The following is a 24,832-nucleotide window of genomic DNA, read 5'->3' as shown; positions in this document are numbered from 1 at the left end:
TTGTGTGTCCTTTGACACAGACGCGCCTATCCGAAGTTTCATGGCAGCGATGAGCGATTCGATAGGCATTGCGCTTTGCCACGGCCGGGCGATCGAATGATCGGGGACCCAAACGTTGTGACTGGAGGTGGGCACCCCCTCAGTATCCGAACCCGGGCACAGGGGGTTCGGTTTGGGTCCCGCTTCCATTGGTCTGCTTGGTGGTGGCCAAGTTGATCTGCGCTATGCACCAAGAGTGCCTCGGAGCCGAAATCGAGGCACCGTTCAGCCACATGCAGTCAGAATAAAGGCAGAGCGCTTAGCGTGCAGGGGTCACTCGCCATACGGTGTTCGAAAGGTCGTCGGCGATCAGCAGCGCCCGGCGCTCGGGATCGTACGTGACGCCGACCGGGCGTCCACGCGCCTTCCCCTCGGGCCCGATGAACCCTGTCACGAAGTCGCGGGGCTTGCCCGAGGGCCGGCCATTGGTGAAGGGGATCCATACAACCTTGTAGCCTGCCAACTGGCGGCGGTTCCAGCTGCCATGCTCGCCCACGAAGGCGCCATCGGCATAGTTTCCGCCAAAGCCGCCGCCGGTAAGGAACGTAAGGCCAAGCGCTGCTACGTGTGAACCCAGGGCATAGTCAGGGGCAATCGCCTTGCGGACCATGTCAGGCTTCTGGGGGTGGACGCGCGGATCGACGTGACCGCCGTAGTAGCTGTAAGGCCAGCCATAGAATGCCCCCGGCTTCACCGAGGTCAGATAGTCCGGCACGAGGTCCGCGCCCAGCTCGTCGCGCTCGTTGGCGACGGCCCAGAGGGCCTGCGTTGCCGGATTGATCGCCAGAGCCGTCGGATTGCGGATGCCCGAGGCGTACGTGCGATGCGCCCCGCTTTCGCGGTCGATTTCCCAGACGACCGCGCGATCTTCCTCCACAGCCATGCCGCGCTCGCCAATGTTGCTGTTCGAGCCGATACCGACGTAGAGCCGCGAGCCGTCGGCGCTCGCCGTCAGGGACTTGGTCCAGTGATGGTTGGGATTGGCGGGGAGCTTCGTCACCACTTCGCCGGGCGCATCGATGCGCGTTTCTCCGCCGCGATAGGAAAAGCGCAGCAGGGCGTCCTGATCTGCGATGTAGAGGTCAGATCCCACAAGCGCCATGCCATAAGGCGCGTTCAGCTTGTCGATGAGAACGGTCTGGAGTTCATACTTTCCGTCGCCATCGCGGTCGCGCAGCAAGGTGATACGGTCGCCGCCCTTCGTGCCGCTCTTCCCGAGGCTCTTGATATAGCCTGCGATGACGTCCTTGGGGCGCAGTTTGGGCGCGCCGCCGCCAAGTCCTTCGGAAACCAGAATGTCGCCGTTGGGAAGGACGAGCGTCTGGCGGGGAACCTTGAGGCCGGTGGCGATGGGCGAAATGGCAAAGCCCTTGGGCACGTTGGGCATCGCGCCGTTCCAGCCTGCGGGGCTGGCGATCTTCATCGGCGGAAGAAGGGTCTGGTTCTGCTCGGGGAGCGCCGGCCGCGGGCCGGTCTGATCGAGATCTTGCGCTTTGTCGCAAGCGGCAAGGGCGAGCGGCGCGGCGAGGCTCAGGGCGGAAAGGACAACGCGGTTCATGCTCGCACCTCGCGGGAAACGGTGTAGCCAATCCATCCCGCTGCCAGCGCCAGCACCGTGGAAATGACGGAGAGGGCAAGACCGGTCGTGCCGACCGAACTCCACCCGTCATGGCTATGCTGGAACGCATTGACGAGGCCGACGACGAATAGCAGCGCCAGGATCGCACAGAGCCAACCTCTTCCCGCCCGGCGCGCAAGCATGCCGATCAACGCCCAGGCCAGGGCAAGGCCGGTAAACACCAGCGCTCCGGCGATCAGCCAGGATGCAAAGTTCGACCACTGCATTTCCGAGCTGTTGAGATAGGTGATGTCCGCCAGCAGAGCGCCCGGGAACATCGACACCGGAAAAGCGAGCAGGATCGCATGAAGCGGGTGCAGCGCGATCGGCGCTGCGCTGGGATTGGCTGAGGGCAGGTCGAATTCCTTCAACGCTTTGTCAGGAAAGTAAGAACAGCAAATGCGCCGATCGGCGAAGAGTTGCCGATGGGTCCGATCCCTGCCTTACGGCCCGACGTCGCCGCCATTGGCGTGCAACGGGTGACTGGTTCCTGCCGCGAAGCCCAGTGCGGTCGCCACGCTCTCGTTGCGACCATAGGGGTCGGAGCGGATGACCGGCTCACCATCTTCGCCGAAAAGGACTGTGTCATAGAGAAGACGAACTGGAATTTCGCGTGGCAGCGGCACGAAGGTTTCCTTGCCGGTGGCGCGGGCACGGTGCCACTCGTCGAGCACACCTTCGTCCCTCGCCAGCATTTCCGCAAAGCCCATGGCATCCTCCACGCGCACGCAGCCGTGGCTGCGCTGGCGCTGCACTTCCTGGAACAGCTGCTTGGCGGGAGTGTCGTGCAGGTAGATCTGATGCTCGTTCTTCATGTCGAACTTGACGAGGCCCAGCGAGTTCCTGGGGCCGGGCTGCTGTACCACCCAGCCGTCCTTCCACGCCATGTTGTTGCGGCGCAGATAGGCGCTGCCCTTGCCGGCGATCTCCTTGCTCTGGATCGAGCGCGGGACAGTCCAGGTCGGATTGGCGACGAGACGATAGATCGGCGAACCCAGCTGCGGGGTCTGGTTCTCCGGCTTCCCGACGACGACCTTGCGCGTATCGACCATCTTGCCGTCGCGCCAATAGGTCAGGCGCCCCGCAGCGACATTGACGTCGATGCGGGTCTTGGGCGGATCGCGCTGCAGCCAGCGCATGCGCTCCATCGCGACCGCAATCGCACGTGCCTTGTCCGCATCGGAGAGGTTGAGGATTTCCAGCGCATCCTTGCCGATGACGCCGTCGGGCTTGATGCCGTAGTCCGCCTGCATGCGCTGCACGGCCTTCATCATGGCCGGGGAATAGCGGTCACCTTGCGCATCTTTGCCATCAAGATAGTCGGAGGCCGCGAGCTGGCGGGCGATTTGCGGCACGCGCCGATCGCTGTCGCCGGGCTTCAGCGGCTCGCTGTCCTGTGCGATGGCCGGGGCGAGGGCATCCCTGCTGCCACGAAGGGAGAGGTAGGCTTTCGAAAGGCGCTGGTAGCCGTCATCCCGGGGTGCGAGACCGTCCAGCCAGTCCTTGAGGTCACCGCCCTTCAAAGCTTTGGCAAGGCCGGGCAGGAGGTTCGGATCAGGTCTCGGCACGGAATAGATATCATAAAGCTTCTTAGGGTCGCTGGCACCGCGCGCCAGCGCCGATGCGTAGCGCAACGCACTTTCCGTCAGCGCGCGATCGCCTTCTGCATTGCCGGGGCGGCCATCGAGCGAGAAATTCATGTGATCGAGGCCATGCGTTGCCCGGCTGTCAATCGCAGCGCGCAGGTCGCGCACCGCCGCGTCGTTCCAATGAACTTCAGTGATGCTCACGGCCGGCGCAGGCGCGTCGGGCGTCCCGGAGCCGGACCCGCACGCTGTGAGTGCAACAGTCACGGCAAGCAACGGGGAAACGATCAACCGATTGCGCACATGGATCTCCTTGGATGACCCCAGGTACAACCGACAGGCATGCTGGACGTTGCTCACCGTCTGATTTTTAGGCCCGGATTCAGCTTCTTGCCGCGAAGATCATCCGCCCCTTGCCGAGGAACGAGAAGACGTCATCGAGCTTGTTCTCCCCCACCGCGAAGCAACCCTGACTGCGGCCGAGCTTGCCATGCGCCTTGATCATGTCGTCATTTGCGTACCACGCGCTGTGCACGACGACGGCGCGTTCAAGCGCATTGTTGTTGGTGGCGTCGAGCCCGATCAGCCGCTGCGAACGGCCATGTTTGCCGACGTAGTAGTCATCGGTCAGATATGCCCCTTCGCTTGATGCGTTCGATCCGAACGCGTTGGAGAAGCGTTCAAGGTATCCGGTGTGATGCGGATCGGAACCCGATCCATGCGCGACGAGCAGGCGAATGGCCTTGCCGTCTTCCACGTCGAGAAAATGCATTCGCGCGTCCGACGACGGCGCGGAAAAGTCCACGATCGCGATCCGGTCGCGCTGCCTGATCCGCTCGCCATGCCGATCAAGGGACGCAAGAGCCTTGCGCAGAAGCGTTGGGTCGACGGTCGAGAACGCTGCGCGCGGTCCGTCATTGCGCACCATTGCCGGAACGCTGGCAGGGCCTGCGGACTTCGGAAGTACCGGAGCGGCAAGCGGCGACGTCGATCGCAGGGGCGAAGAGGAGCGCGAGCATGAAGCGACCGCAACTGCGGCACCGGCAAGCATCATCGCCCTGCGATTCATTATGATATCATGCTGGGCCATGGCCAACACTTGGGGATGATCGACATCGAATTGAAGGGGAATTTTCAATTAAATCATAGTCATGTGGTCATTTTTGTACACACTGCGAGGATGGACGGCAAATGCTGCAGGCCAGCGTTCCCGCGAAATGAGAATGATCATGAACCAGCATATTTGCGAAGCGACTTCGCCCTGGCTATTTCCGCTCGTGCGAAGCTTGCTGCGATGCCTGTTCGCGCTTGCCTTGTTTTTGCCGGATACAAACACATTCCCGCCCCGGACGGGTTTGCGGCGATCACACCGCGCTGGGTGCCCCTACCGGACTTCGTGGTATGGGCAACGGGATGGTGCGAAATCGCCGGCGCCGCAGGTCTGCTCGTTCCGAAGCGCTGGTCACCGAGGGCGTATCGGGGCGCCTCCATAGCATTGGCGGCTTATGCCTTGTGCGTGTGGCCGGCGAACTTCAATCACGCGCTGCATGACATTCCGGTCGCGGGCGTTCACCTTTCCTGGTGGTATCATGGCCCCAGACTGGCTTTCCAGCCCATGCTGATCTGGGCTCTCCTGTGGGCAGGACATATCATCGACTGGCCATTTGGCCGGCCCCACTGCTGAAGACAGGCGGGTGCGGGAACAGACTCTCGGCATGGTGTTTGGGGAGGAGACTGGCAACAGAGGGATCATCCCCCTACGGCAAATATCTCCTGCGACGCCGCAGTGCGGCGATGCGCCGATCTTCATGGCCGGCGATGCAGACCATTCGCGTCCCGTGCTGCACGAGGCGCAGGCGGAAGGGACGCTCGCGGGGCGCAATGCCGCCTGTTTCCCGGAAATGATAACCGGCCGGCGCATGGTCCCTTTCTCGATCATGTTCACCGATCCTCCCTTGGCGAACATCGGCGAGCTTGATGGAAAGGACAGCGTGATCGCAAGCGCGTCCTACGAGGATCAGGGGCGGGCAAAGGTCGAAGGTGTGAGCCGGGGACTGCCACGCCTCCATGCCGGTTCGGCGAACGGGAAACTGATCGGTGCCGTGCTGGCGACGCCGGCGGCCGAGCACATGGCGCATCTCCTCGTCATGGCGATCGACCGGGGCCTGACGGCGAGCGATATACTGCCCCTTCCGTTCTATCACCCCACATTCGAGGAAGGTCTCAAGCCCGCGCTGCGCGAGATCTGTTCGCGGACCGGCGGGCCCGTCGGCATGGAGCGCGACGACGGGTTTCTCGCAGGGGCCTGAGGGCGAGCTAGTCCAGACCCTCCTCTGACAGAGCTTGGCGTATCGACGGGCGCTGGGTCAGGCGGTCAAAATAGCGGGTGAGGGCATCCGGCAGAGGCAGCCTGGCCTTTTTCTGCGCCCACATCAGCATGACGAAGAGGTAGCAGTCTGCCGACGTGAAGCTGTCGCTGACGATGTAGTCGCGTTCAGCCAGCTGCGTCTCGAGGTAGGCGAAGCGCCTGGCCAGATTGTCTCCTGCTGCCTTCTTCGCTTCATCGGTGCTGTCGGGCATGAAGAACGGCTTGAAGCCCTTGTGCACTTCGGTCGAGATGAAGGCGATCGTCTCCAGCAATTTCCAGCGGTTATCCGGTGACGCCGCGATCTTCTCGGATTGGTCCGCAAGATAGCTGAGAATGGCGATGTTTTCAGTGAGGATGGTGCCATCGCCGAGGGCAAGCGCGGGAACGTAGCCCTTGGGATTTATGGTGGTGTAGTCGCTGCCGGTCTCGGTGCGCTTTTCCTCCAGGTCGACCTTTTCCAGCGTGTACGGCAAGCCGGCTTCGGCCATGGCGATATGGTCGGCAAGGCTGCAAGCGCCCGGCGCATAGTAGAGCTTCATGGGACAGGTCCTCTCTTGTGCTGATCCATGCGGTCAACTTGGGTGGTTCGGTTCGGATGCGGATCGTCCGCGCCAAGATCGCTGCGCATCTGGCCATGTGCCAGCACCGCGAACAGGCCGGTGCCGCCGACGATATTGCCGATCAGCGCCGGCAGGGTGAATTCGAGCCAGGCTTCACCGAAATTGATGCGGCCGCTGAGCCACAGGAAGCTCGCCTGCGACGATCCGGTCACGACATGTGCAAAGCCGCCGAGCGCGATCACGTAGGTCAGCACGAATACGACCCAGAATTCGCTGCCCCGGGCATTGGGCAGCACCCAGGCGACCGCCGCCATGATGAAGCCGGCAGGTATCCCCAGCGTCAGCGTGCGGGTCCAGTGCTGGAGTTCGAGCTTGCCCAGAATGTCGAGGGCCACCATTCGCTGCTCATGCGTGACGATGATTTCGCCGGCCATGAGCGCGCTCACCAGCGTGACGCCGATCAGATTGCCCACGAGCACGCAGGCCCAGAGCCTGGCAAGGCGGCCGAAATTGCCCAGCGAAGGCGATGTCGCGATCGGCAGCACCGCCGTCACCGTACTTTCGGTGAAGAGCTGCAGCCGGCCCATCACCACGATCACATAGCCGATCGGATAGCCGAGGAAATAGATCAGCGGCGCCCAGTCGGTATCGGGCAGGTGGCTGCGCAGGAACAGCTCGCACAGCAGGGAGAGAGCGATCGCAAGGCCTGCGGCGATACCCGACAGGGTCAGGGCGAGGGTGGGCCGTGCGAGCTCCTCTTCTCCCTGCAAACGCACGACCTCGTGAACGATCTTGGAGGAGCCGGCCTTGCGCTCCTCGACACCCCGGGCCTCGGACGCATCGAGTGCCTTGTCCGGCTGCTCCGTTTCTTCGCTACGTGGCTCGTTCGTCATGGAGCATCCCTGTCCGGCTGACTACGTTCCAGAAGTGCCTTGAGGTTCTCGAGATCCTGGCAGACCATGGCGGCATCACGAATAAAATCATCGTCGCACATGTCCGGTTGGCGATAGAGGGTGAAGACCGCCTGCGTCCCTGTCCCGTTCTCGATCAGCCGCAGCGGGATATGTATGACCGGCTTGCCGGGCAGCATGACCCAGTGATCGAGAACGCCGAAATCGTTGGGCGGGGTGAACCGGACCCTCGCTTCACCGGCGGGCGTGTCAGCCCGCCATTCATCGCCGTCCCGGTGGAGCGACGACGACATGCCCGCAGCCCATTCGGGGAAATTTTCCGGCACGTGAGCGAAGGCATAGGCCGCCTCAAATGGGCAGTCGATCGTAATACCGATCAGGCGGGCTTCGTGGGTTGCCATGATGCAGGTTCCTTTGCTGCCTATAACCCTTGAACGGGCACAGGGTTCTGCACTGGCAAAGGCGGGGTGACCGCTGGCGAGGGCGGCTCGTCGCTGTCACGAAACCGGGCATGCCGCAGCGCATTGAGAGGTCTTCATGCTGCAGGAGAAAGCGATGACCGACTTCGACCTCTACTACTGGCCAGTGCCCTTTCGCGGCCAGCTCATCCGCGGCATCCTCGCTTCCGCCGGGAAGACCTGGACCGAGCATGACAGCGATGAGATCGGCCAGCTCATGGCGAGTTCACCCGCCGAGCAGTCGACCCCGTTCATGGGGCCTCCCGTCCTGGTCGACAACGCGAGCGGGTTTGCGCTCTCCGAAATGCCTGCGATCGCGTGCTATCTGGGCGAGAAGCTGGATCTCGTGCCCCCTTCGATCGAAGGACGGGCGCGGACGCTCAAGGTCGTCAACGACGCCAACGATGTGCTCGACGAAATCACGCTGAATGGGGGGCGGCAGATGTGGACGGAGGAAACTTGGCGGGACTTCGTGCCGCGTCTCAGGCGCTGGATGGAAATCTGGGAGGCGACCGGCATTCGGTGCGGGCTCAGGCACGAGGAGGGAACCCTGCTGGGCACCGCCACGCCGGGCGTGGCGGACATCGTCAGCGCGGTCCTGTGGTCGACGATGACGGAGCGCTTCCCCGCGATCGAGGCATTGCTCCGCGATGCAGCTCCGAACGTTGCCGCGCTGGTGCGACGCATGACCGAGATGCCTCGACTAAAGCGTCTCGCCGAGCAGGCGCGGGACGAATATGGCAGCTCCTATTGCGGCGGCGAGATCGAGCAGTCTTTGCGCAAGGTGGCGGTCTGATCCAAAACGACTGGGGAACCTCTGGGAGGCTCATGGGTAGCGATAGCATCCACTCAGAAAGCCAGAGGCTCCCATGACAGACCGGTCCACCCCGCGCACCACCAACGATGCCGGCATTCCCATCCAGAGCGACGAGCATTCGCTGACTATCGGCCGAGACGGCCCGATCGTCCTCAACGATCATTACCTGATCGAGCAGATGGCCAACTTCAATCGCGAGAGGATCCCGGAACGCCAGCCCCACGCCAAGGGCAGCGGCGCTTTCGGCCACTTCGAGACCACCGGGGATGTCACCGCCTACACCAAGGCAAAGTTGTTCCAGCCGGGTGCCAAGGTCGACACCGCCATCCGATTCTCCACGGTCGCGGGTGAGAGCGGTAGCCCCGACACCTGGCGCGATCCGCGCGGCTTCTCGGTCAAGTTCTACACCGAAGAGGGCAACTTCGACATGGTCGGCAACAACACGCCGATCTTCTTCATCCGCGACCCGATGAAGTTCCAGCACTTCATCCGCTCGCAGAAGCGCCGCGCCGACAATGGCCTGCGCGATCACGACATGCAGTGGGACTTCTGGACGCTCTCGCCTGAAAGCGCGCATCAGGTGACCTACCTGATGGGCGATCGCGGCATCCCCAAGACCTGGCGCGAGATGAACGGTTACTCCAGCCATACCTATTCGCTGGTGAGCGCTAAGGGCGAAAAGTTCTGGGTCAAGTTCCACTTCAAGACCGACCTGGGCGACGGCAACGCCTACTTCAGCCAGGCCGACGCCGATACGATGGCGGGCAAGGACGGCGACTTCCACCGCCGCGACCTGTTCAACGCCATCGATCAGGGCGAACATCCCAGTTGGACGCTCTTCTGGCAGGTGATGCCTTACGAGGACGCCAAGACCTACCGCATCAATCCGTTCGACCTCACCAAGATCTGGCCCCATGCCGACTATCCCCTGATCGAGGTCGGCAAGCTGACGCTGACGCGCAATCCCACCGACTTCCACAGCGAAATCGAACAGCTTGCCTTCGAGCCGAACAACATGGTGCCCGGCGTCGGCCTCTCGCCCGACAAGATGCTGCTGGCGCGCGGCTTCTCCTATGCCGACGCCCACCGGGCCAGGCTTGGGGTCAATTACAAGCAGATCCCGGTCAATCGGCCGGTCGCGCCGGTGCACAGCTATTCGACCGCTGGCGCGATGCGGATCGAGAAGGCGACAGATCCCGTCTATGCCCCCAACAGCTACGGCGGCCCGGCAGCCGAGCGCGACCCGTACGAGGCGGGCATCTGGCAGGCCGATGGCGAGATGGTGCGCGAGGCCTACACCCTTCGCGCCGACGACGATGACTGGAGCCAGGCCGGAACGCTGGTGCGCGAGGTGATGGACGATGCCGCGCGAGGGCGTCTCGTCGAGAACGTGGTTAGCCACCTGTGCGACGGCGTCAGCGAGAAGGTGCTGCAGCGCGCCTTCGAATATTGGCGCAACATCGACGCCGAAACCGGCAGGAAGGTCGAGGAGGGCGTCCGCAGCAAGCTGGGCGGTGCGTCCAAGGCTGCGGGCATGGGATCAGCCAGGTCGATCCGGGACACGAGCCACTCAAACTGAAGTACCGTACAGCGAGCCGCACCGGATGCGGCTCGCTGGACGGCGTCGCCGGTGTGACGATGGGCAGAGATTGTCGTGCCCAAGGCGTCGGAACGCTTGCACCATGTAAGGGTATGGCTCGGCATCCGACGTCCGGATGGGGGTTCTCCATTATTCAACCGATGCGCCGAATTGACGCGGCGGCATGGTCAACGGGGGTTTGGGGTGGCCCTTGGCCGAGCCGACCAACGGCAATATTCCTTGGCGCAGGTGCGAAGTATCTGCACGCGGTGCACGTTCCAGGATGCTGATCGCCGCAAGCAGATGGGCTGGAACGGGATTTTCTAGCTTCCCGGCATCAAAAATTGTCAAGACTGTCGTCTTCCTCTGCGGGTCCATATCTGCACATGCGAACGCCGGTGCGATCCGCTTTGCTCCCGCGTGGAGGGTCGGTCGGCGTGCCGGAACTGCAGCCTGTCGTGGCGACAACACGCGCTGGCCTGCGGGGGCGCCTTTACTCGAAACGCGGGCGGGATGCAGTCACTTCAATCAGGAAAGCAAAGGAGACTGCCCGTGCCGAGAAATGATCCTGCCATGAAACCCGAAGACAAGGTTCCCGAAGGCGTACGCTCGCTGGAAGAGGAGCGCCTCAACCCTGGTCCGAACGCGGGAGCAACCGGGGGCGTCGGAATGGACCCGGACCGGCGTGGGAAGGGCAAGGCCGATGATGCAGCATACCGCCGGGATCGCGTGCAAAGCGGCCTTCAGCGCAATCTTGAGCACAGAGAGGAGGAATAATGCGGCACCCTTGGACGAACCGCCCGGGAGCCTCCCGCGCACCTTCGGACTTTGAAAGGAGGGGAGCCATCAGGCTCCCCTCCATCCCCTGGCATTTTTCCGCCGTCAGGATGTCGTGGTCGGCCGCGTGGCTGCTGACGAAGGTGTAGTCGGAATGCCATCAACGGCCGACTGGTCGTGCCGCACAGTAGACCCGGTCACGCGAAGATTGTTCTGGACGTGGCTGACGCCCCACACGTTTTCCGCGAGATCTTCAGCGCGGCGCTTGTCCTGCCGTGTGGACACAGTGCCGTCGAGTGTCACCTCGGCCTCCTTCACCACAACCCGGACATGGCTTGCATCGAGCCGCCAGTCCTGCGTCAAGGCATCATTGACATCCTCGCGAATTCGCTCGTCCGAGCGGGTATAATCCGATGGGCCGCGTCCCCGGTGGTCCATGTCACGGCGACGCGACGCATCCTTGTCGCCGAACCAGCTGGCCACCTCGTCTCCGGCCCTTTCCAGGAACCCGCGCTTTTCGCCTTCGGCACGCCATGCGCCGTAGTCATCATCGTGGTGCCGGCTGGACCAGCTACCCGGTCCCCAGCTTGGCCGATAGCTGTTGCTGGGGTGCGCTCCTCCACTCAACGCGCCGCGATTTGCCGAGAAATCGCGGCCGCCGTAATCCTCGCTGGTGAAGCTGGAATAGTCGTTGCCCCCACTCGCATCGAAATCATGTACTGGATAGTCGTTTCTGCGCGGCGAGGATGCGCGCCGGATATTTTCGTCCCGGCCATATCCGTAACGCCCCTCGAGACGCGGGTCGCGTCCAAAGGTGCCGCGCGAGGCTTCTTCATAACGGGAACTCGCCGAATCGCTTTCGTAGCGATCGCCAAGATTGCGGGCGCGGCCTTCACCCCGACGCGGAACATAGGCGCTTCGAGATTCTTCGGTGGCATCGTCCATTCCGCCAGCCTGCCGACTGCGCTCGTCCTGCCACTGACTGGCCTGACGCGGCATGTCCCAGGAACTGGCCTGATTGCGATAGCCACCTGACTGACGATTTTCGGGATTGCGTTCATCGCGGTTCATCGATGCTCTCCTTTGCTTCAATCCGGCGCGCGATTGCCTTCGCGCTGCATGAAGGCCAAACACGCAAGGCTCAGGTATCGATCCACTGCCGGACGACTTCATCGTGGCATCCGTCGCATTGGCTACTCGCATCGTCGGTGCCCGCAGCGGACCTCGGCCTCGGGCTGCGGCTCTCATTCCGGGCATGCGCGCCGGTCGGCCGATTTTTTACGGCCGAAGATTGCTGGCAGCGGCGAATTCAGCGCCATTTTTTCGGATCACATCTTCGGGCGATCACCTGCAAACCGAAGGAAGACATAGCCTGCAAGACCAGCCACTGCCGACGCAGCCAACGTCCCGAGCGATGCCTGCTCGACCAGTCTACTGTCCGCGAATGCAAGGTCGGCTATGAACAGGGATATCGTGAAACCGATACCGGCAAGGCTGCTCATTGCGAGAACCATGCGCCATGTCACGCCGCTCGGCAGACGGGCAATTCCGGTCCGGGTTCCAAGCCACGAAGCAAACAGAAAGCCGATCGGTTTGCCAAGAACCAGAGCGGCGACGACCGCCGGGGCGAGGGGCGATGCCACTGCGCCGGCAAGAGCATCAGGGGTGATTGCCACATGGACATTGCTCAGTACAAACAGCGGCAGGACGAAATAGCTGACCCAGGGGGTCAGGACCCCGACGAGACGATCGCCGGTGACTTCTGTAGCCGCCGTCATCTCGTCGAGGTATCCAAGGTGGGCCTCAACCTCATGATGGGCAGCGCGGTCTATGCGATCGTCGCCATCGGCCTGGCGCAGCTGCCGGTAGGCATCCTGGAAATCATCGACCTTGCGTTGCACTCCGCGTGAAAAGGCATCCTTGTCCAGCCTCGGGCGGACCGGTGCGACGAAACCGATGACGACGCCGGCAATCGTGGCATGAATGCCGGATGCGAATATCCCGCCCCAGGTTGCTATCGACAGCAACACGTAAGGGAAGGAGGAAAACCAGCGCAGCTTGCGCAGCAGCAGCATGACGCCGAACGATACTGCCGCCACGACGAGGCCGACGATTTCGATGTGCCGGGTATAGGCGCCGGCGATGACCAGCAGTCCGCCGACGTCGTCTATGGCGGCAAACGCCAGCAGAAGGGCACGAAGACCGGCTGGGAACCGGTCGGAGAAGATTGCCAGCAGGGCGAGGCCGAAAGCAGTGTCGGTGACGACGACCGCTCCCCATCCCGCCGCTTCCGGGCCTTGTCCGGCAATGACCAGGAAGAGTCCCACCGGCACCACCATGCCGCCGATTGCCCCCAGCAGCGGAAAAGCGGCCGAACGCCAGCGCGAGAGTTCGCCCGTGACGATCTCGCGTTTCATGTCCGTGCCGATGATGACGAAGAACAGAGGCAGGAGCGCGTGGTCGATCCACTCTGCCAGCGAGTGAGAGAGGGAATGCGAGCCCAGACTGATCTCCAGCGAGAGGCCCCAGAAATCCTCCCAGCCTGACGCGAGAGGTGAACTGCTCAGGACAAGGGCGACGAACGTTGCCAGCAGCATCGGCCCGCCGGAAATCTCCTTGCCAGCGAAAAGCGGCGCCACCCTCTTCAAGAAGGCCCGCGAGATCGGTGATGTGCCGGCGCGGGCATGTTCGCGCCCGGCGATGCGCGGCCTTATCGCCATGAGGGAGTCTGGCGATACGCCGGGCAGGCTGGCAACGACGCGCGTTCCGAGCGGGTGAAATGCAGGTCGGGACGCTGGCAATTCTTTCTGGGCATGCAGGAGCCAACCACCGGAGGGGCCGAGCGTTCCGGCGCAGGCTCGCAGCGGGCTTCGTGAAGCGCGCCCCGGTTTCGACCTGTAACCCCTCTCAGTTCTCGTTCGGTGACAGCGCGGCGCTGGTGTCTGCCATCGTTGCCCCGCGTGAGCCGATTGGCAGTTCCGGGCCTGTGGTCGTGTCGCGGGCGGTCTGTCGTTCCGTCTCGGCATTGACCAAACCGCCAAGCAGCACCGCATAGGCCGAGACATAAAGCCACATCAGCAGCACGACCACGGCGCCCAGCGAACCGTAAGTGGTGTCGTAATTGCCCAGCGACGAGGCATAGAGACCAAAGCCGACGGTGGCGACCAGCCATAGCGCTGTCGCCATCAGGGACCCGGTGGTCAGCCACTGCCAGCGCGCATCGGCGCGGTCTGGCGCAAAGCGGTACATCCCGCCGATGGCGATGCTGCACAGGCCCGCGGCGACGACCAAGGTCGCTGCCTGGATCAGCGGGGCGCCGATCGGGCCGAGATCGGCGATGAGGTCGCCCGCGAGGCTGAGCATCGAGGCCGCAACCAGCCCGACGATGCCGACCACGACCGCCGATGCGGCAAGTGCGAGGGCAAGAATGGTGCCGCGCACGAACGAGCGGTGATCCTGCTGCTCGTATACGATGTTCAGCGATCCGATCATGGCGCCCGATGCTCTTGAAGCGCCGTAGATCGAGATGAGGAGCGCAACTGCAAGGCCAAGCCCCTTCTTGTCGGCCGCCGCCAGGGTGAGGCTCGTGAGCTGGTCGTAGATGAGGTGGGCGGCGTCGGCAGGAACGAGGTCGATGATCGTCGCCATGTGCTTGGCGACCGTGGCCGGATCGGCGATCAGCCCATAGGTCATCACGACTGCACCAAGCAGTGGCACGAATGACAGGAACGCATAGAAAGCGACCGCCGCGGAAAGCAGATTGAGATCGTGCCGGCCGCTGTTTGTCCAGACACGCCTCGCGATATCCTTCCATGCCGCGGCGCCGTACTGCGCCGGCGTCTTCGCATCGGCTCCGTGCTGGTCGCAAATGGATGTGTCAGCTGTGTTCATTGGCCCCTCATGCTGCAGTCGGGAGATGTAACGTCGCGCGTTCGCAAAGAGTTCGCCGGTTTGTCGCAATCCCGGGAAAACGCCGCGCAAACGCCGGGAACTGTTTCGCGTCTGTTGCTGTCGGCGAACAGGCGCCTTCCGTTTCTGCGAGTCGTTCGCGCGGAACCCATGGACCGCCGACAGCCTTAAGGGTGAAACCCCCCATCACAGGAGATCACCATGGCGACCCAGACCCAGGACCGAAGCGCCTTTCTCACCGACGTCCAGACCCTTCGTGAACGCGCGCGCAAGTCGCTCGGGGACGGCGCGGTGATGCCCAGCTATCAGGGCGACGTCGACAAGACGATCGAACTTCTGCAGACAGTGGTCGCGACCGAGATCGTCTGCACGCTGCGCTACCAGATGCACGCGATCGCCGCGGACGGCATCACGTCCAAGAGCGTCGCTGCGGAATTCGAGGAGCATGCCAAGAGCGAACATGGTCACGCGCTGATGGCGGCCAACCGCATCGACCAGCTGGGCGGCGTTCCCGACTTCGATCCCAAGGACCTCGCCACCCGTTCGGCCACCGAATACGGCGAGCCGGGAAATCTGATCGAGATGATCAAGCAGGACCTGATCGCCGAGCGCCTCGTCATCGAGCACTATCAGGAACTGATCCGCTACTTCGGCGACAACGACCCGACGACGCGCATCATGCTCGAGCACATTCTCGCGGACGAGGAAGAGCATGCGTCCGACATGCACGACCTCCTTGTGGCCCATGAAGGTCGCCCTTTCCTGAAGGCTTGAGCATCATGGCGGATACCAAGCCGGATTTTGCCGCAGGCATCGCGAGCAGCGACCTGAAGCCGGACATGATTCTTGCGGGCGAGTTCGACGGCAAGCCCGTCGTCCTCGTCCGGCAAGGCGACAGGGTGCGCGCTCTATCGGGCGAATGCACGCATCTGGGAGCCGGGCTGGAACAGGGCATCATTGCGGCAGGAGAGCTTCGGTGCCCATGGCACCACGCGCGCTTCTCGGCCGAAACCGGCGAGGCGGTGGGCGCGCCTGCGATCGAGCCGCTTTCGTGTTTTGCGGTGACCGAAGAGGGCGGAGTGATCCGCGTCACCGGCAGGGCCGATGCGAATACGCAGGCAAGCCTGAAAGCTATGCCGGATCAGCGCCGCATCATCATCGTGGGCGGCGGGGCGGCAGGTCATGCCTGCGCCGACGTTCTCGAGCGGGCCGGGCAGGGGGACCGCGTGCTGATCCTCAGCGCCGATTCCGATGTCCCGTACGATCGCACGTTCTGCTCCAAGCAGTATCTTGCCGGAAAGAAGAAGCGTGACGAATGCATGCTCCCTTCCGGCGCCGGGCAGGGGGCTGCCTCGGTGGAGGTGCGTACCGGAACTGAGGTGACGGCCATCGACACCCGGGCGAGGACCCTGTCCACGGCTGACGGGCAGCGCGTGGCCTACGAGACGCTCATCCTCGCAACAGGGGCTGAGCCGATCGTCCCTGACATCGACGGCTTCGATCGCGACAGCGTCCGTTTTCTTCGTACGCTTGCCGATGCCGACGCCCTCATCGAGGCCGCAGAAAAAGCGAAGAGCGTGGCGGTCATGGGGGCCAGTTTCATCGGCCTTGAAGTCGCCGCGTCGCTGCGCCAGCGCAAGCTTCCCGTGACCGTCATTGCGAAGGACGATGTTCCGCTTGCCGGAGTGCTCGGCGAGGAGGTCGGGCGCTTCGTTCGGGGCCTGCATGAAGACAAGGGCGTTGCGTTCCGACTTGGGAGAACGATCGAAAGCTATGATGGCAAGGCCTTAACCCTTGACGATGGATCGACGGTCGATGCCGACCTCCTGGTCATCGGTGCCGGCGTGAAGCCGCGCGTCGAACTTGCCGAAGCTGCCGGGATCGCGCTCGCCACCAACGAGGAAGGTGGCGGGGTCAGGGTCGATGCCACGCTTGCGACTTCCGCTGACGGCGTCTTCGCGATCGGTGACATTGCCTCCTATCCCGATCCGCGACTGGGCCACCCGATCCGAGTCGAGCATTGGGTCCATGCGCAGAGGCAGGGCCAGTACCTTGCGCGGCTGCTGCTGGGCAAGGTCGAGGAAGGGTTCGGAGACACCCCGTTCTTCTGGTCCGGGCATTACGATACCAGTCTTCGCTATGTCGGCCATGCCGCTTCGGCCAAGGATCGCCGGATCGAGGGCGATGTCGATGAAGGCGCGTTCGCTGTCTTCTTCCGGGAGGACGGCAAGGAGCAGGCACTGCTTACCTGTCAGTGCGATGTCGAAGCTCTGGAGGTGGAAGCCAGATGGGACATGCCGGCATCCGCCTGAAGACTTAGGGTGAAGGCGCGAAGCGCTGCAGCCAATTTGCAATGCAATCGAAGAGCCGGGCGGTCGCACGTGTGTGGCCGCCCGTTTGCATGAATGCGTGGATCATGCCGGCGAAGTGATCATGGCGTACCGGGACCCCGGCGCTGGCCAGCAGGTGGCCATAAGCGTCGCCCTCGTCGCAAAGGGGATCCGCCCCGCATGTCACCAGCAGAGTTGAAGGCAGACGCGCCGGATCGGCAAGGACTGGCGAGACAATCGGATCGTGACGATCGCTTTCGCGTGACAGGTACAGGTCGATCTGCCGTTCGAGATCCTCGAGCGCGATGATGTGGCCGTTCTCGCGCGTGCGTGAGGGATAGTCGGCATCGCGCCTCAGATCGGTATTGGGATAGAGCAGGATCTGCCCCGCGATGGCGGGGCTCCCGGTCTCCCGGACGGCATCGCGGCCGCGCATCGCCAGGGCGTTCGCGAGCGTCCCGCCGATGCTGTCACCCGAGATGACGATGGTGGACGCATCGATGTTCAAGGTGTCCGCCTGATCGCGCAAATGGCCGAGCGCGCGCCAGCCGTCCTCGAGCTGCGCCGGGAACCTGTGCTCGGGCGCTCGCCGGTAGAGCGGCGCGGCGACCAGCCAGCCGGTGCGGCTGGCCAGCATCCGCAAGGCGGCGTCGTGGCCATCGACGGACCCGGCGATGGCGCCGCCGCCGTGCATGTGCAGCAGCAGCGGCAAGCGGCCAGGGTGCGGACGATACAGCCGGATCGCAAGCGCGGGCGTTGAGGTCCGGGGCACGACGACATGCGATACCGAATGAAGTTCCATCGGCGGAGCGTCGAGGCCCGCGAGGAGCCGCGTCTGGTAGCGGAAATTCTCCAGCCAGCGTGCATCGTCCGGCGTCCCTTCGGCCGCAGGCGCGAGCCGCGCGAGATAGTCCAGCACGTCACGGGCTTCGGCGTCCATCCTGCATCCTTGCTTGCGGTGAATGGTGAGGCAAGTCGTGGGCAGACGATGCGGTTCCAGGGAACTTCGCCGTGCCGACAGCCCTTTAATCAGAAACATCTCAGACATCCGACGAAGAGGAAGATCGATACGATGAAGCTCGATATCGAAGGGCGCATTGCGCTAATCACCGGCGCGGACAGCGGCATCGGCAAGGAGACGGCGCGACGCCTGCTGAGTGAAGGCGTTCGAGTTGCGATCAGCGACCAGCCCGGCGGCAACCTGCACGAGACGCTCGCCGAACTCGAACCGCTGGGCGAGGTGATCGCCGTGGAGGCGGATGTCACCGATCGGAACAGCGTTACCGAACTTTACGCGAAGGTGCGCACCGCGCTCGGTGATCCCGATATCCTCGTCAATGCCGCCGGTGTGACCGGTGCGACTGGCGATTTCATCGATGTCGATGACGACGGCTGGCTCGAAACGCTCAACATCAATCTCATGGGCGCAGTACGCGTGGCGCGGGAGGCCATTCCGGCGATGCGCGCGGCAAAGTGGGGGCGGGTGGTGCTGATTGGCTCGGAAGACGGCGTGCAGCCTTATGTCGACGAGCTGGCCTATTGCGCGTCAAAGGCCGGTATCATCAATCTCGCGAAGGGCCTGTCCAAGGCCTACGGCTGCGACAACGTTCTGGTGAACACCGTTTCGCCCGCATTCATCGAAACGCCGATGACCGACAAGATGATGGAAAAGCGGGCAAAGGAAAAGGGTGTCGACGTCGATGAGGCGATCCGCAGCTTCCTCGACGAAGAGCGCCCCGGAATGGCGCTCAAGCGGCGCGGCAAGCCCGAAGAGGTCGCCGACATGATCGTCTTTTTGTGCTCCGAGCGCGCCAGCTTCGTCAACGGCAGCAACATGCGGGTCGATTCCGGCTCGGTCATGACCATCTGAGGAGGAGGACACCATGAGCATTGTATCCGCACTCGGATTTGGCGGCAGGAAAATCCGCTACGCCATCGTCGGCCTTGGCGACATCTCGCAGGAAGCGCTGATGCCTGGCGTCAGGCACACCGGCAATTCCGAGATTACCGCGCTCGTCTCCTCGGACCGCGAGAAGCTGGGCGCGCTGGGCGAACGTTACGGCGTGCAGCATCGCCACTCATACGAGGAATTTCCGCAGCTTCTGGCATCCGGCGAGATAGACGCCGTCTATCTCGGCACGCCCAACTGGCGCCATGCCGAATTCGCTATCCCGGCGCTCGAGGCGGGCATCCATGTCCTGAGCGAAAAGCCGCTGGAGGTCAGCGCCGACAAATGCCGCGCGATGATCGCGGCGGCCGAACGCGGCAATGCCCTGCTGATGACCGCCTACCGGCTACATTTCGAGCCCGCCAATCTCGATGCGGTCCGCCGGATCAGGGCGGGCGAACTGGGCGAACTCGTTGCGTTCACGTCGTGCTTCGGGCAGATGGTCGATCCCGCCAACCACCGCAGCCGTTCCGGTATCGAGGCAGGGCCGCTCTTCGACATGGCGCCCTATCCGATCAACGCGATCCGCTTCCTGTTCGGCGCCGAGCCGCTGGAAGTCGTGTCGGCCATCGCGGTACGCCACGAGGAAGCGGGACTTGGCGAACTTGACGACACGATCGCGGTTACCCTCAGGATGCCCGGCAACCGGCTGGCGCAGTTCACCGTGAGCTACTTCACCGACCAGATCGACAATCTGACGATTGCCGGCACCAAGGGCTCGATCCACATGGATTCGGCTTTCGGATACGGGCAAGGCCTTGAGCAGTTCCGAAAGAGTTCGGGGAACCGCGAGCACGAGGTTTACAAGGCCACCGATCAGTTCGGCGGCGAACTGAAATACTTTTCCGACTGCATCCTGAAGGGCCGCAGCGTAGAGCCCGATGGCGAGGAGGGACTTGCCGACCTGCTGGTGATCGAGGCGATCGCCGCTGCCCTGAAGCTTGGCGGGGCGGTCAAGATCGAGCCGCAGGAGCGCCATCGCCGCATTGATCCCGATGAGCAGGAACAGCGCCTGAAACTGGTCGATATTCCGGAGCCGGTGAAGGCTGCGAAACCCGCCTTCAGCTGAGGCGAACCTTCAAAACAAGAAAAAGGCCCCTGCGGTGTTCGCAGGGGCCTTTTTCGTTACTGCGCGTCAGGGCAATCAGGCGATGCCTGCGCCTCCCGTCACGCCGTAGACTTCGCCTGAAATGTAGCTGCCCTCCTGGCTGGCGAGCAGCACGTAGACCGGCGCAATCTCGATCGGCTGGCCCGGGCGCCCGAACGCACTCTGAGTTCCGAACTTCTGCACCGCTTCGTCAGGCTGGCCGCCCGAGGATTGCAGCGCCGTCCAGAACGGCCCCGGCGCAACGACGTTCGCACGGATGCCCTTCTCGATCAGCTGTTTCGCCAGCGCCTTGGTATAGGCGACGATGCCAGCCTTGGTCGTCGCATAATCGAGCAGGATGGCCGACGGCTCGTAAGCCTGCACCGATGCCGTGGTGATGAAAGAGGCGCCCGCGCTGAGGTGCGGGACCGCCGCCTGTGCGATCCAGTGCAGGGCGTAGAGATTGGTCTTCATCGTCTCGTCGAAGTCTTTCGACGTGACCTTTGAAATATCCTCGCGGCTCTGCTGGTGGCCGGCGTTGATCACCAGAATGTCGAGGCCGCCGAGCCCTGCTATCGCCTGATCGACCAGCGTGCGGCACCATGCTTCGTCGGTGACGTCGCCAGGCAGATCGACGGCGGTGCGCCCTTCGGCTTCGATCAGCTTGACGACTTCCGCCGCATCCGCTGCCTCGCTCGGCAGATAGGAAATCGCGACGTCGGCGCCTTCGCGCGCATAAGCGATCGCGGCGGCACGGCCGATGCCGCTATCGGCGCCGGTGATGAGCGCCTTGCGGCCGGCCAGCTTGCCAGAGCCCTTGTAGCTGCTCTCTCCGTGATCGGGGACCGGCTCCATCTTGCGGGCAAGGCCGGGGACGGGCTGGGGCTGGGATGGGAAGGGCGGCTTGGGATACTGCTCGCGGGGGTCCTGCATCGACAGGCGATCGGTCATGAGATGCTCCTGATGGGGTTCAGGAAAAGCAGCGTCTCAGCCCGGCCGTGGTTCCTCCGCCAGCACCGATTGCGCCATGATATGGGCCAGATGGGTAAGGCCCTGCGGCAGGTTGCCGAGGAATTCCCCGGTCTTCGGGTCGACCATTTCGGGGTAGATGCCCACCCCCCGGTCCAGCCCATCGACAAGCGCGGTCAGCCGGGCGCGGGCACCTGCCCAGTCGCCCAGCGACGCCCGCGCTTCCGCCATCCAGAACGAGCAGGCCAGGAAGCAGCCTTCCTCCTTTTCCATGCCGCTGTAGCGGTAATGGAATGGCCCGGTGCCAAGCTCGCGGTCGATCGCATCGAGCGTGGCCGCAAGGCGTTCGCGGCCGTCGAAACCGAACCGCACCGCAAGGGCGATCGAGGCATCCAGCCGATCGGTGCCGGGATGCATCACGAACGCCTGCTTTTCCTGCGACCAGCAATTCTCCTCGATCCAGGCGGCGATACGGTCGCGTTCGCGGCACCAGCGTTCACGGCAGGTGGTGGGCAATTGCCCCGCATCGGCAAGCTCCACCGCGCGGGCCAGCGCCTGCCAGCAGCTGATCTTGGACATCGTGTAGTGCTCGTACTCGGGCAGTTCCCATATCCCGGCATCGGGCATGCGCCAGCGGTCGGCGCATTCGTCGGCGAGATGGGACAGCAGTTCGGCGCTCGCGCTGTCGAGGATATTGCCGCTGCCCACAAAGCAGGACGCGGTCTCGAAGATGTCGCCGTAGACGCCGTGCTGGGACTGGTCGTTCGCCTGGTTACCGGTCACGACCGGCCGGGAGCCGCGATAGCCCGGCATCGCCCAATCCCGGACCGCAGGTACGGGATCGCCGCCCAGCGTGTAGCAGACCCTGAAGCCGACGTTGGCCAGGCGGTCCAGCAGCCAGGAGAAGGCGGCCTTGGCCTCCGCCTGCGCCCCGGCGGCCAGGAAGGCCTTGATCGTGTAGCCGGCGTCACGCACCCAGGCATAACGATAGTCGTAGTTCTTGGAGCCGCCGATCCGTTCCGGCAAGGAGGTCGTCGGCGCGGCTGCGATGGCGCCTGAGGGCGAATAGAGAAGGAGCTTGAGCGCCAGCGCCGAGCGCACGAACGCCGCGCGCGGTTCGCCCTGACACGTGATGGTCCTCGCCCAGGTCCGCCACTCCTGATCCGAGGTCTCGATACGCGCGTCGATCTCCGCGATGGAGGGGACCACCAGTGGCTCGTCCTGCCCGGCGATGAGCGCCAGTACCTCGCGCCCGCCCGCCTTCACTTCGACCGCGCCGGTGACGCCCTCGTCGGCCCAGTGGCACTCCACGCCGCCGCTGTGCAGGAACAGTCCCAGCACCCGTTCGACATGAAACACCGTGTGATCGCCGATGGTCGAGTGATAAGGGTTCACGGTGTCACCGCGACGCCCCGGTCGCATGGTCACGCAAAAACGCATCCGCCCTTCGAGCCCTTCGAGCCGGCGGGCCATCTCGGCCCAGGGCAGGCGGCCCGCGCTGCCGCTGTTCATCGATTCCACCAGACGGGCGCGGCCGGTCTCGGTGGTGAACGTGGTCTCCAGCACGTTGCTGTCGCTGCGGTAGCAGCGCTGTACGGTGAATGGCGCGTCGGGCGTGATCGCGAAGCATCCGCCATTCACCGGATCGAGCAGGCGGTCGAACAGCGGCGGCGAGTCCATGTTGGGTGCGCACCACCAGTCGATCGACCCGTCGGCGCCGGACAGCGCAATCGATCGGCCTTCGCCGATGGCGCCGTAGTCTTCAAGGGCAAGTTGGCCTTCGGATCGCTCGCCGATGCGGCGTCTGCCCATCATGCCGCCGCCGTTCCGCCGTGCCGCACGAGCGTATCCGCCTGCTCCCGCTGCTTCTGCCGGGCCGAGGCATATGTGGCCACCAGCGCGGTGCCGACCATCGCCAGCGCGTCTTCGGCGAAGGCCACCGGGCGGTCGCGGCCAAGCGCGCGGGCAAGCGTCATGCGCACGCGGTAACTGACGTAGGCACCGGCGATCGCACCGGCCGCACCCACGCCTGCGGCCAGCCAGGCCTTGCCCGGCCGCGCGGCGGCGGCACCGGACAGCGCGCCTCCGACAGCCCGGCCCGCAAGTCCGGCAGGGGCGATCCGGGCGGGAATGCCCGGCTGCTTGTCCATGACGTATTCGCCGGCCGCGGCGGCGCCGAACAGGAGGCCGGTCCACCGCGAGTTGAGCAGTGCCAGCGGCGTGCCCTCAAGCCCAAGACCGCTGCTGGCGGCGGCGATGGTGATCGCGGCGGGCGGCGTGAAAGTCCGCTGGCCGCCGGCTAGTCCCAGCAGCAGCGGCACGCAGACATCGTCGATGGCCATGGCCCGGTCGTCCGGCGCCTGTCGGCCGATGGCCTGCCCGGCGGTGGCGGCAGGACGACGTCTGGCGATCCGATCGCGCAGCAGCTTGCGCACCTGTTCGGTGACCAGCCCGAAAACCAGATGCGACGCATAGCCATAAAGGTGCGTGCGCAGCGTGTAGCGCCATGGCGGCCTTGCGAGCCCGGCGAGGGGTACGGCGATCTGGTCTATCAGGGTTGCGCAGACGAGCCCGAAACCCAGCCCTTGCCAGCGCGTCACGCCGGGGCGCCTTTCTGCCCAGGCGCCGTACAGTGCGCCGGTCGCCGTGCCCACCAGGTAATGCACTGCCGTGCCTGCCGCGCGCCTGTCGCCCTCTGCCAGTCCCCGGCCGGATAGCACCAGGGCGACGCGCTCGGCGGCCTGCTCGGTGGCAGCCGGACCGTCGCCGCTTTGCGGGCGGAACAGCGGGGTGACCAGCGACTGGAAACCGTTCATCACCGCTGCTGCCGCGAAGCCTGCGACAGCGCCCGCGGCGGCGCCTTGCTCCAGATCGACGATGGTGTTCACGGTATGCGCGGAGCGGTCAGGGACCGGGGTGATGGACATGTCTTGCTTGTGCTCCGGGCTCGGGAGGAAACTTGAGTCGGCAGTCGTCTGCTCAGTTGATCGGCCTTTTCCAACGCGCCGTGTCGCGGCGATGTTCCACCGATAGTCGCGCTCCATGCAGCATCGTTCCAGGCGCGGCGTAATGGCCATGTCGGGAGCATTCGCCGTTCATCGGAATGCCGCAACTTCTCCACTTATTGGGAGTTACCGGGCTGCGATGGGCCAATTGGTTCCGCGCGCGCCGGGGACCAGACTAATGACCAACGCGCATCACGGCGGCCTCGTGTCGCCGATCGGCCCAATCACGCAGGGCGCGCATGATGGGCTCTCCGAAATAGACCTGCTTCACCAGATCAGCGTCGCGCTCATCAACGAGCAGGATCGCTTGGAGTTTTATGGCAAGATCGTCGGTGCCGCCGTTACCATCATGGGTTAGCAATTCGGCACAATGCAACTGCTCTGCCCAGCCGATAACTTAGCGGAAACGGCAGATCGCGCTGCGAAGCTCACCAGCCAGCTTCTGGCCTTTGCCTGGCGGCAGGCGCTGACGACCGAAGTCTTCGATGCGGCCGTGAAAGTGGGCAGAGTCGCGGACATGCTGCGCACTGTAATGGGGTGGACCTCGTCTTCGATCTGATCGGCGGTTCGTGTGTCGTGGAAGTCGATGTCAGCCAGTTCGAAACAGCCCTCGTCAACATGGCGGATAGTGCCCGCGATGCCATGACCGGCGAAGGGTGCATAACCTAGCTATCGATGCCGCGGGTTCGGTGCCCGCACGGCGCGGGGATGCTGCTGCCAAGGGCGACTTCGTGAGGGTATCGGTCGCAGAGTGAGGCACGGGCATGCCTCCCGAACAACTCGATCCTTAACGAAGCTAATCCGCACTTTAGAGCTCTCTCGTCGCCTTCATTTCGAATTGAGTCCATCAGGTCCGGAGTAGCTTCAAATC

26 protein-coding genes are annotated in these 24,832 nt (G+C 63.9%); 11 read left to right on the top strand and 15 right to left on the bottom strand.

Going from position 1 to position 24,832, the window contains the following annotated elements:
- Positions 1-298: 298 nt before the first annotated feature.
- The 4 genes from BES08_RS27900 to BES08_RS27885 form a co-directional block, all read right to left on the bottom strand.
- Entirely contained in the window at positions 299-1,597 is a 1,299-nt protein-coding gene (locus tag BES08_RS27900) for a PQQ-dependent sugar dehydrogenase (protein WP_069709997.1), read from the bottom strand.
- On the bottom strand, positions 1,594-2,028 hold the full coding sequence (locus tag BES08_RS27895; protein ID WP_008827814.1) for a DUF2231 domain-containing protein: 435 nt from the start codon (positions 2,026-2,028) through the stop codon (positions 1,594-1,596). Before BES08_RS27895 ends, BES08_RS27900 begins: the two co-directional genes overlap by 4 nt.
- A gap of 72 nt (positions 2,029-2,100) precedes the next feature.
- Positions 2,101-3,546, bottom strand: a complete 1,446-nt coding sequence (locus BES08_RS27890; RefSeq protein ID WP_069710225.1) for a L,D-transpeptidase family protein — start codon at positions 3,544-3,546, stop codon at positions 2,101-2,103.
- Positions 3,547-3,625: 79 nt separating this feature from the next.
- Complete coding sequence (locus BES08_RS27885; protein WP_008827816.1) at positions 3,626-4,297, bottom strand: murein L,D-transpeptidase catalytic domain family protein; 672 nt, start codon at positions 4,295-4,297, stop codon at positions 3,626-3,628.
- A 51-nt stretch (positions 4,298-4,348) separates the two neighbouring features.
- On the opposite strand from BES08_RS27885, the gene BES08_RS32285 reads away from it, so the two are divergent.
- Together BES08_RS32285 and BES08_RS27880 are read left to right on the top strand one after the other, a co-directional pair.
- Positions 4,349-4,927, top strand: coding sequence for a DoxX family protein (locus tag BES08_RS32285; protein ID WP_231958393.1), 579 nt, complete (start codon positions 4,349-4,351; stop codon positions 4,925-4,927).
- A 124-nt stretch (positions 4,928-5,051) separates the two neighbouring features.
- On the top strand, positions 5,052-5,552 hold the full coding sequence (locus BES08_RS27880) for an oxidoreductase dimerization domain-containing protein (protein WP_008827818.1): 501 nt from the start codon (positions 5,052-5,054) through the stop codon (positions 5,550-5,552).
- Between the two features lie 7 nt (positions 5,553-5,559).
- Here the strand turns inward: BES08_RS27880 and gstA are convergent, their stop codons facing one another.
- Genes gstA through BES08_RS27865 form a run of 3 tightly spaced genes read right to left on the bottom strand, consistent with a single transcriptional unit; the run spans position 5,560 to position 7,483 of the window.
- Positions 5,560-6,150 carry a glutathione transferase GstA gene (gene gstA / locus BES08_RS27875; RefSeq protein ID WP_008827819.1) on the bottom strand — a complete coding sequence of 197 codons (591 nt, stop codon included), beginning with the start codon at positions 6,148-6,150 and terminating at the stop codon, positions 5,560-5,562.
- On the bottom strand, positions 6,147-7,064 hold the full coding sequence (locus tag BES08_RS27870) for a formate/nitrite transporter family protein (RefSeq protein ID WP_008827820.1): 918 nt from the start codon (positions 7,062-7,064) through the stop codon (positions 6,147-6,149). The genes gstA and BES08_RS27870 overlap by 4 nt, the downstream gene beginning before the upstream one ends.
- Positions 7,061-7,483: an SRPBCC family protein gene (locus BES08_RS27865; protein WP_008827821.1), complete on the bottom strand. Its 423-nt coding sequence runs from the start codon at positions 7,481-7,483 to the stop codon at positions 7,061-7,063. Before BES08_RS27865 ends, BES08_RS27870 begins: the two co-directional genes overlap by 4 nt.
- Before the next feature lie 154 nt (positions 7,484-7,637).
- Between BES08_RS27865 and BES08_RS27860 the strand changes: the two genes are divergently transcribed.
- Complete coding sequence (locus tag BES08_RS27860; RefSeq protein WP_008827822.1) at positions 7,638-8,336, top strand: glutathione transferase, Atu5508 family; 699 nt, start codon at positions 7,638-7,640, stop codon at positions 8,334-8,336.
- Between the two features lie 73 nt (positions 8,337-8,409).
- Positions 8,410-9,936 carry a catalase gene (locus BES08_RS27855; RefSeq protein WP_069709996.1) on the top strand — a complete coding sequence of 509 codons (1,527 nt, stop codon included), beginning with the start codon at positions 8,410-8,412 and terminating at the stop codon, positions 9,934-9,936.
- 150 nt (positions 9,937-10,086) lie between these two features.
- Here the strand turns inward: BES08_RS27855 and BES08_RS33335 are convergent, their stop codons facing one another.
- Positions 10,087-10,287 carry a hypothetical protein gene (locus tag BES08_RS33335; RefSeq protein ID WP_156800020.1) on the bottom strand — a complete coding sequence of 67 codons (201 nt, stop codon included), beginning with the start codon at positions 10,285-10,287 and terminating at the stop codon, positions 10,087-10,089.
- 222 nt (positions 10,288-10,509) lie between these two features.
- On the opposite strand from BES08_RS33335, the gene BES08_RS33790 reads away from it, so the two are divergent.
- Positions 10,510-10,713: a hypothetical protein gene (locus BES08_RS33790; protein ID WP_008827824.1), complete on the top strand. Its 204-nt coding sequence runs from the start codon at positions 10,510-10,512 to the stop codon at positions 10,711-10,713.
- Positions 10,714-10,818: 105 nt separating this feature from the next.
- Here the strand turns inward: BES08_RS33790 and BES08_RS27845 are convergent, their stop codons facing one another.
- The 3 genes from BES08_RS27845 to BES08_RS27835 all read right to left on the bottom strand — a co-directional run bounded on the left by BES08_RS27845 (position 10,819) and on the right by BES08_RS27835 (position 14,604).
- The gene (locus BES08_RS27845; protein ID WP_231958391.1) at positions 10,819-11,886 is read right to left on the bottom strand and encodes a BON domain-containing protein; all 1,068 of its coding nucleotides are present in this window, start codon (positions 11,884-11,886) and stop codon (positions 10,819-10,821) included.
- 155 nt (positions 11,887-12,041) lie between these two features.
- A complete protein-coding gene (gene nhaA / locus BES08_RS27840; protein ID WP_069709994.1) occupies positions 12,042-13,433 on the bottom strand; it encodes a Na+/H+ antiporter NhaA in 1,392 nt (463 codons plus the stop codon).
- 187 nt (positions 13,434-13,620) lie between these two features.
- Positions 13,621-14,604, bottom strand: coding sequence for a YihY/virulence factor BrkB family protein (locus BES08_RS27835; RefSeq protein WP_069709993.1), 984 nt, complete (start codon positions 14,602-14,604; stop codon positions 13,621-13,623).
- Positions 14,605-14,823: 219 nt separating this feature from the next.
- On the opposite strand from BES08_RS27835, the gene BES08_RS27830 reads away from it, so the two are divergent.
- Together BES08_RS27830 and BES08_RS27825 are read left to right on the top strand one after the other, a co-directional pair.
- On the top strand, positions 14,824-15,396 hold the full coding sequence (locus BES08_RS27830; protein ID WP_008827828.1) for a ferritin-like domain-containing protein: 573 nt from the start codon (positions 14,824-14,826) through the stop codon (positions 15,394-15,396).
- A 5-nt stretch (positions 15,397-15,401) separates the two neighbouring features.
- Positions 15,402-16,934, top strand: a complete 1,533-nt coding sequence (locus BES08_RS27825) for an FAD-dependent oxidoreductase (RefSeq protein ID WP_008827829.1) — start codon at positions 15,402-15,404, stop codon at positions 16,932-16,934.
- A gap of 4 nt (positions 16,935-16,938) precedes the next feature.
- On the opposite strand, the gene BES08_RS27820 is transcribed toward BES08_RS27825, so the two are convergent.
- Positions 16,939-17,892, bottom strand: coding sequence for an alpha/beta hydrolase (locus BES08_RS27820; protein WP_008827830.1), 954 nt, complete (start codon positions 17,890-17,892; stop codon positions 16,939-16,941).
- Between the two features lie 132 nt (positions 17,893-18,024).
- Between BES08_RS27820 and BES08_RS27815 the strand changes: the two genes are divergently transcribed.
- Positions 18,025-18,822 (top strand): SDR family NAD(P)-dependent oxidoreductase, encoded by a 798-nt coding sequence (locus BES08_RS27815; RefSeq protein WP_008827831.1) that lies wholly within the window; start codon positions 18,025-18,027, stop codon positions 18,820-18,822.
- Between the two features lie 13 nt (positions 18,823-18,835).
- The gene (locus BES08_RS27810) at positions 18,836-19,969 is read left to right on the top strand and encodes a Gfo/Idh/MocA family protein (RefSeq protein WP_008827832.1); all 1,134 of its coding nucleotides are present in this window, start codon (positions 18,836-18,838) and stop codon (positions 19,967-19,969) included.
- Positions 19,970-20,044: 75 nt separating this feature from the next.
- On the opposite strand, the gene BES08_RS27805 is transcribed toward BES08_RS27810, so the two are convergent.
- From BES08_RS27805 to BES08_RS27795, 3 genes are read right to left on the bottom strand one after another with little or no spacing between them, the layout of a single operon-like run.
- Positions 20,045-20,938 (bottom strand): SDR family oxidoreductase, encoded by an 894-nt coding sequence (locus tag BES08_RS27805; RefSeq protein ID WP_008827833.1) that lies wholly within the window; start codon positions 20,936-20,938, stop codon positions 20,045-20,047.
- A gap of 36 nt (positions 20,939-20,974) precedes the next feature.
- Positions 20,975-22,771 (bottom strand): glycoside hydrolase family 15 protein, encoded by a 1,797-nt coding sequence (locus tag BES08_RS27800; protein WP_008827834.1) that lies wholly within the window; start codon positions 22,769-22,771, stop codon positions 20,975-20,977.
- Positions 22,768-23,883: a DUF1440 domain-containing protein gene (locus BES08_RS27795; protein ID WP_069709992.1), complete on the bottom strand. Its 1,116-nt coding sequence runs from the start codon at positions 23,881-23,883 to the stop codon at positions 22,768-22,770. Before BES08_RS27795 ends, BES08_RS27800 begins: the two co-directional genes overlap by 4 nt.
- Before the next feature lie 256 nt (positions 23,884-24,139).
- Here BES08_RS27795 and BES08_RS27790 point away from each other — a divergent pair, with 256 nt between their 5' ends.
- Together BES08_RS27790 and BES08_RS33785 are read left to right on the top strand one after the other, a co-directional pair.
- Entirely contained in the window at positions 24,140-24,319 is a 180-nt protein-coding gene (locus BES08_RS27790) for a hypothetical protein (RefSeq protein WP_069709991.1), read from the top strand.
- A gap of 12 nt (positions 24,320-24,331) precedes the next feature.
- Positions 24,332-24,520, top strand: coding sequence for a hypothetical protein (locus tag BES08_RS33785; RefSeq protein ID WP_008828872.1), 189 nt, complete (start codon positions 24,332-24,334; stop codon positions 24,518-24,520).
- The last annotated feature ends 312 nt before the right edge of the window (positions 24,521-24,832 follow it).

Origin of the sequence: Novosphingobium resinovorum, from assembly GCF_001742225.1 — a bacterium.
GTDB classification, from domain to species: domain Bacteria; phylum Pseudomonadota; class Alphaproteobacteria; order Sphingomonadales; family Sphingomonadaceae; genus Novosphingobium; species Novosphingobium resinovorum_A.
The sequence above is the reverse complement of the archived record's forward strand: the minus strand, read 5'-3'. Positions and strand labels throughout refer to the sequence as shown.

Bases quoted from the DNA above. Each gene is read 5' to 3' on its own strand.
- BES08_RS27900 (WP_069709997.1), bottom strand. From the start codon at position 1,597: ATGAACCGCGTTGTCCTTTCCGCCCTGAGCCTCGCCGCGCCGCTCGCC.
- BES08_RS27885 (WP_008827816.1), bottom strand. From the start codon at position 4,297: ATGATGCTTGCCGGTGCCGCAGTTGCGGTCGCTTCATGCTCGCGCTCC.
- BES08_RS32285 (WP_231958393.1), top strand. From the start codon at position 4,349: ATGATCGACATCGAATTGAAGGGGAATTTTCAATTAAATCATAGTCAT.
- BES08_RS27880 (WP_008827818.1), top strand. From the start codon at position 5,052: ATGGCCGGCGATGCAGACCATTCGCGTCCCGTGCTGCACGAGGCGCAG.
- gstA (WP_008827819.1), bottom strand. From the start codon at position 6,150: ATGAAGCTCTACTATGCGCCGGGCGCTTGCAGCCTTGCCGACCATATC.
- BES08_RS27870 (WP_008827820.1), bottom strand. From the start codon at position 7,064: ATGACGAACGAGCCACGTAGCGAAGAAACGGAGCAGCCGGACAAGGCA.
- BES08_RS27865 (WP_008827821.1), bottom strand. From the start codon at position 7,483: ATGGCAACCCACGAAGCCCGCCTGATCGGTATTACGATCGACTGCCCA.
- BES08_RS27860 (WP_008827822.1), top strand. From the start codon at position 7,638: ATGACCGACTTCGACCTCTACTACTGGCCAGTGCCCTTTCGCGGCCAG.
- BES08_RS27855 (WP_069709996.1), top strand. From the start codon at position 8,410: ATGACAGACCGGTCCACCCCGCGCACCACCAACGATGCCGGCATTCCC.
- BES08_RS33790 (WP_008827824.1), top strand. From the start codon at position 10,510: ATGAAACCCGAAGACAAGGTTCCCGAAGGCGTACGCTCGCTGGAAGAG.
- BES08_RS27845 (WP_231958391.1), bottom strand. From the start codon at position 11,886: ATGAAGTCGTCCGGCAGTGGATCGATACCTGAGCCTTGCGTGTTTGGC.
- nhaA (WP_069709994.1), bottom strand. From the start codon at position 13,433: ATGGCGATAAGGCCGCGCATCGCCGGGCGCGAACATGCCCGCGCCGGC.
- BES08_RS27835 (WP_069709993.1), bottom strand. From the start codon at position 14,604: ATGAACACAGCTGACACATCCATTTGCGACCAGCACGGAGCCGATGCG.
- BES08_RS27830 (WP_008827828.1), top strand. From the start codon at position 14,824: ATGGCGACCCAGACCCAGGACCGAAGCGCCTTTCTCACCGACGTCCAG.
- BES08_RS27825 (WP_008827829.1), top strand. From the start codon at position 15,402: ATGGCGGATACCAAGCCGGATTTTGCCGCAGGCATCGCGAGCAGCGAC.
- BES08_RS27820 (WP_008827830.1), bottom strand. From the start codon at position 17,892: ATGGACGCCGAAGCCCGTGACGTGCTGGACTATCTCGCGCGGCTCGCG.
- BES08_RS27815 (WP_008827831.1), top strand. From the start codon at position 18,025: ATGAAGCTCGATATCGAAGGGCGCATTGCGCTAATCACCGGCGCGGAC.
- BES08_RS27810 (WP_008827832.1), top strand. From the start codon at position 18,836: ATGAGCATTGTATCCGCACTCGGATTTGGCGGCAGGAAAATCCGCTAC.
- BES08_RS27805 (WP_008827833.1), bottom strand. From the start codon at position 20,938: ATGACCGATCGCCTGTCGATGCAGGACCCCCGCGAGCAGTATCCCAAG.
- BES08_RS27800 (WP_008827834.1), bottom strand. From the start codon at position 22,771: ATGATGGGCAGACGCCGCATCGGCGAGCGATCCGAAGGCCAACTTGCC.
- BES08_RS27795 (WP_069709992.1), bottom strand. From the start codon at position 23,883: ATGTCCATCACCCCGGTCCCTGACCGCTCCGCGCATACCGTGAACACC.
- BES08_RS27790 (WP_069709991.1), top strand. From the start codon at position 24,140: ATGACCAACGCGCATCACGGCGGCCTCGTGTCGCCGATCGGCCCAATC.
- BES08_RS33785 (WP_008828872.1), top strand. From the start codon at position 24,332: ATGCAACTGCTCTGCCCAGCCGATAACTTAGCGGAAACGGCAGATCGC.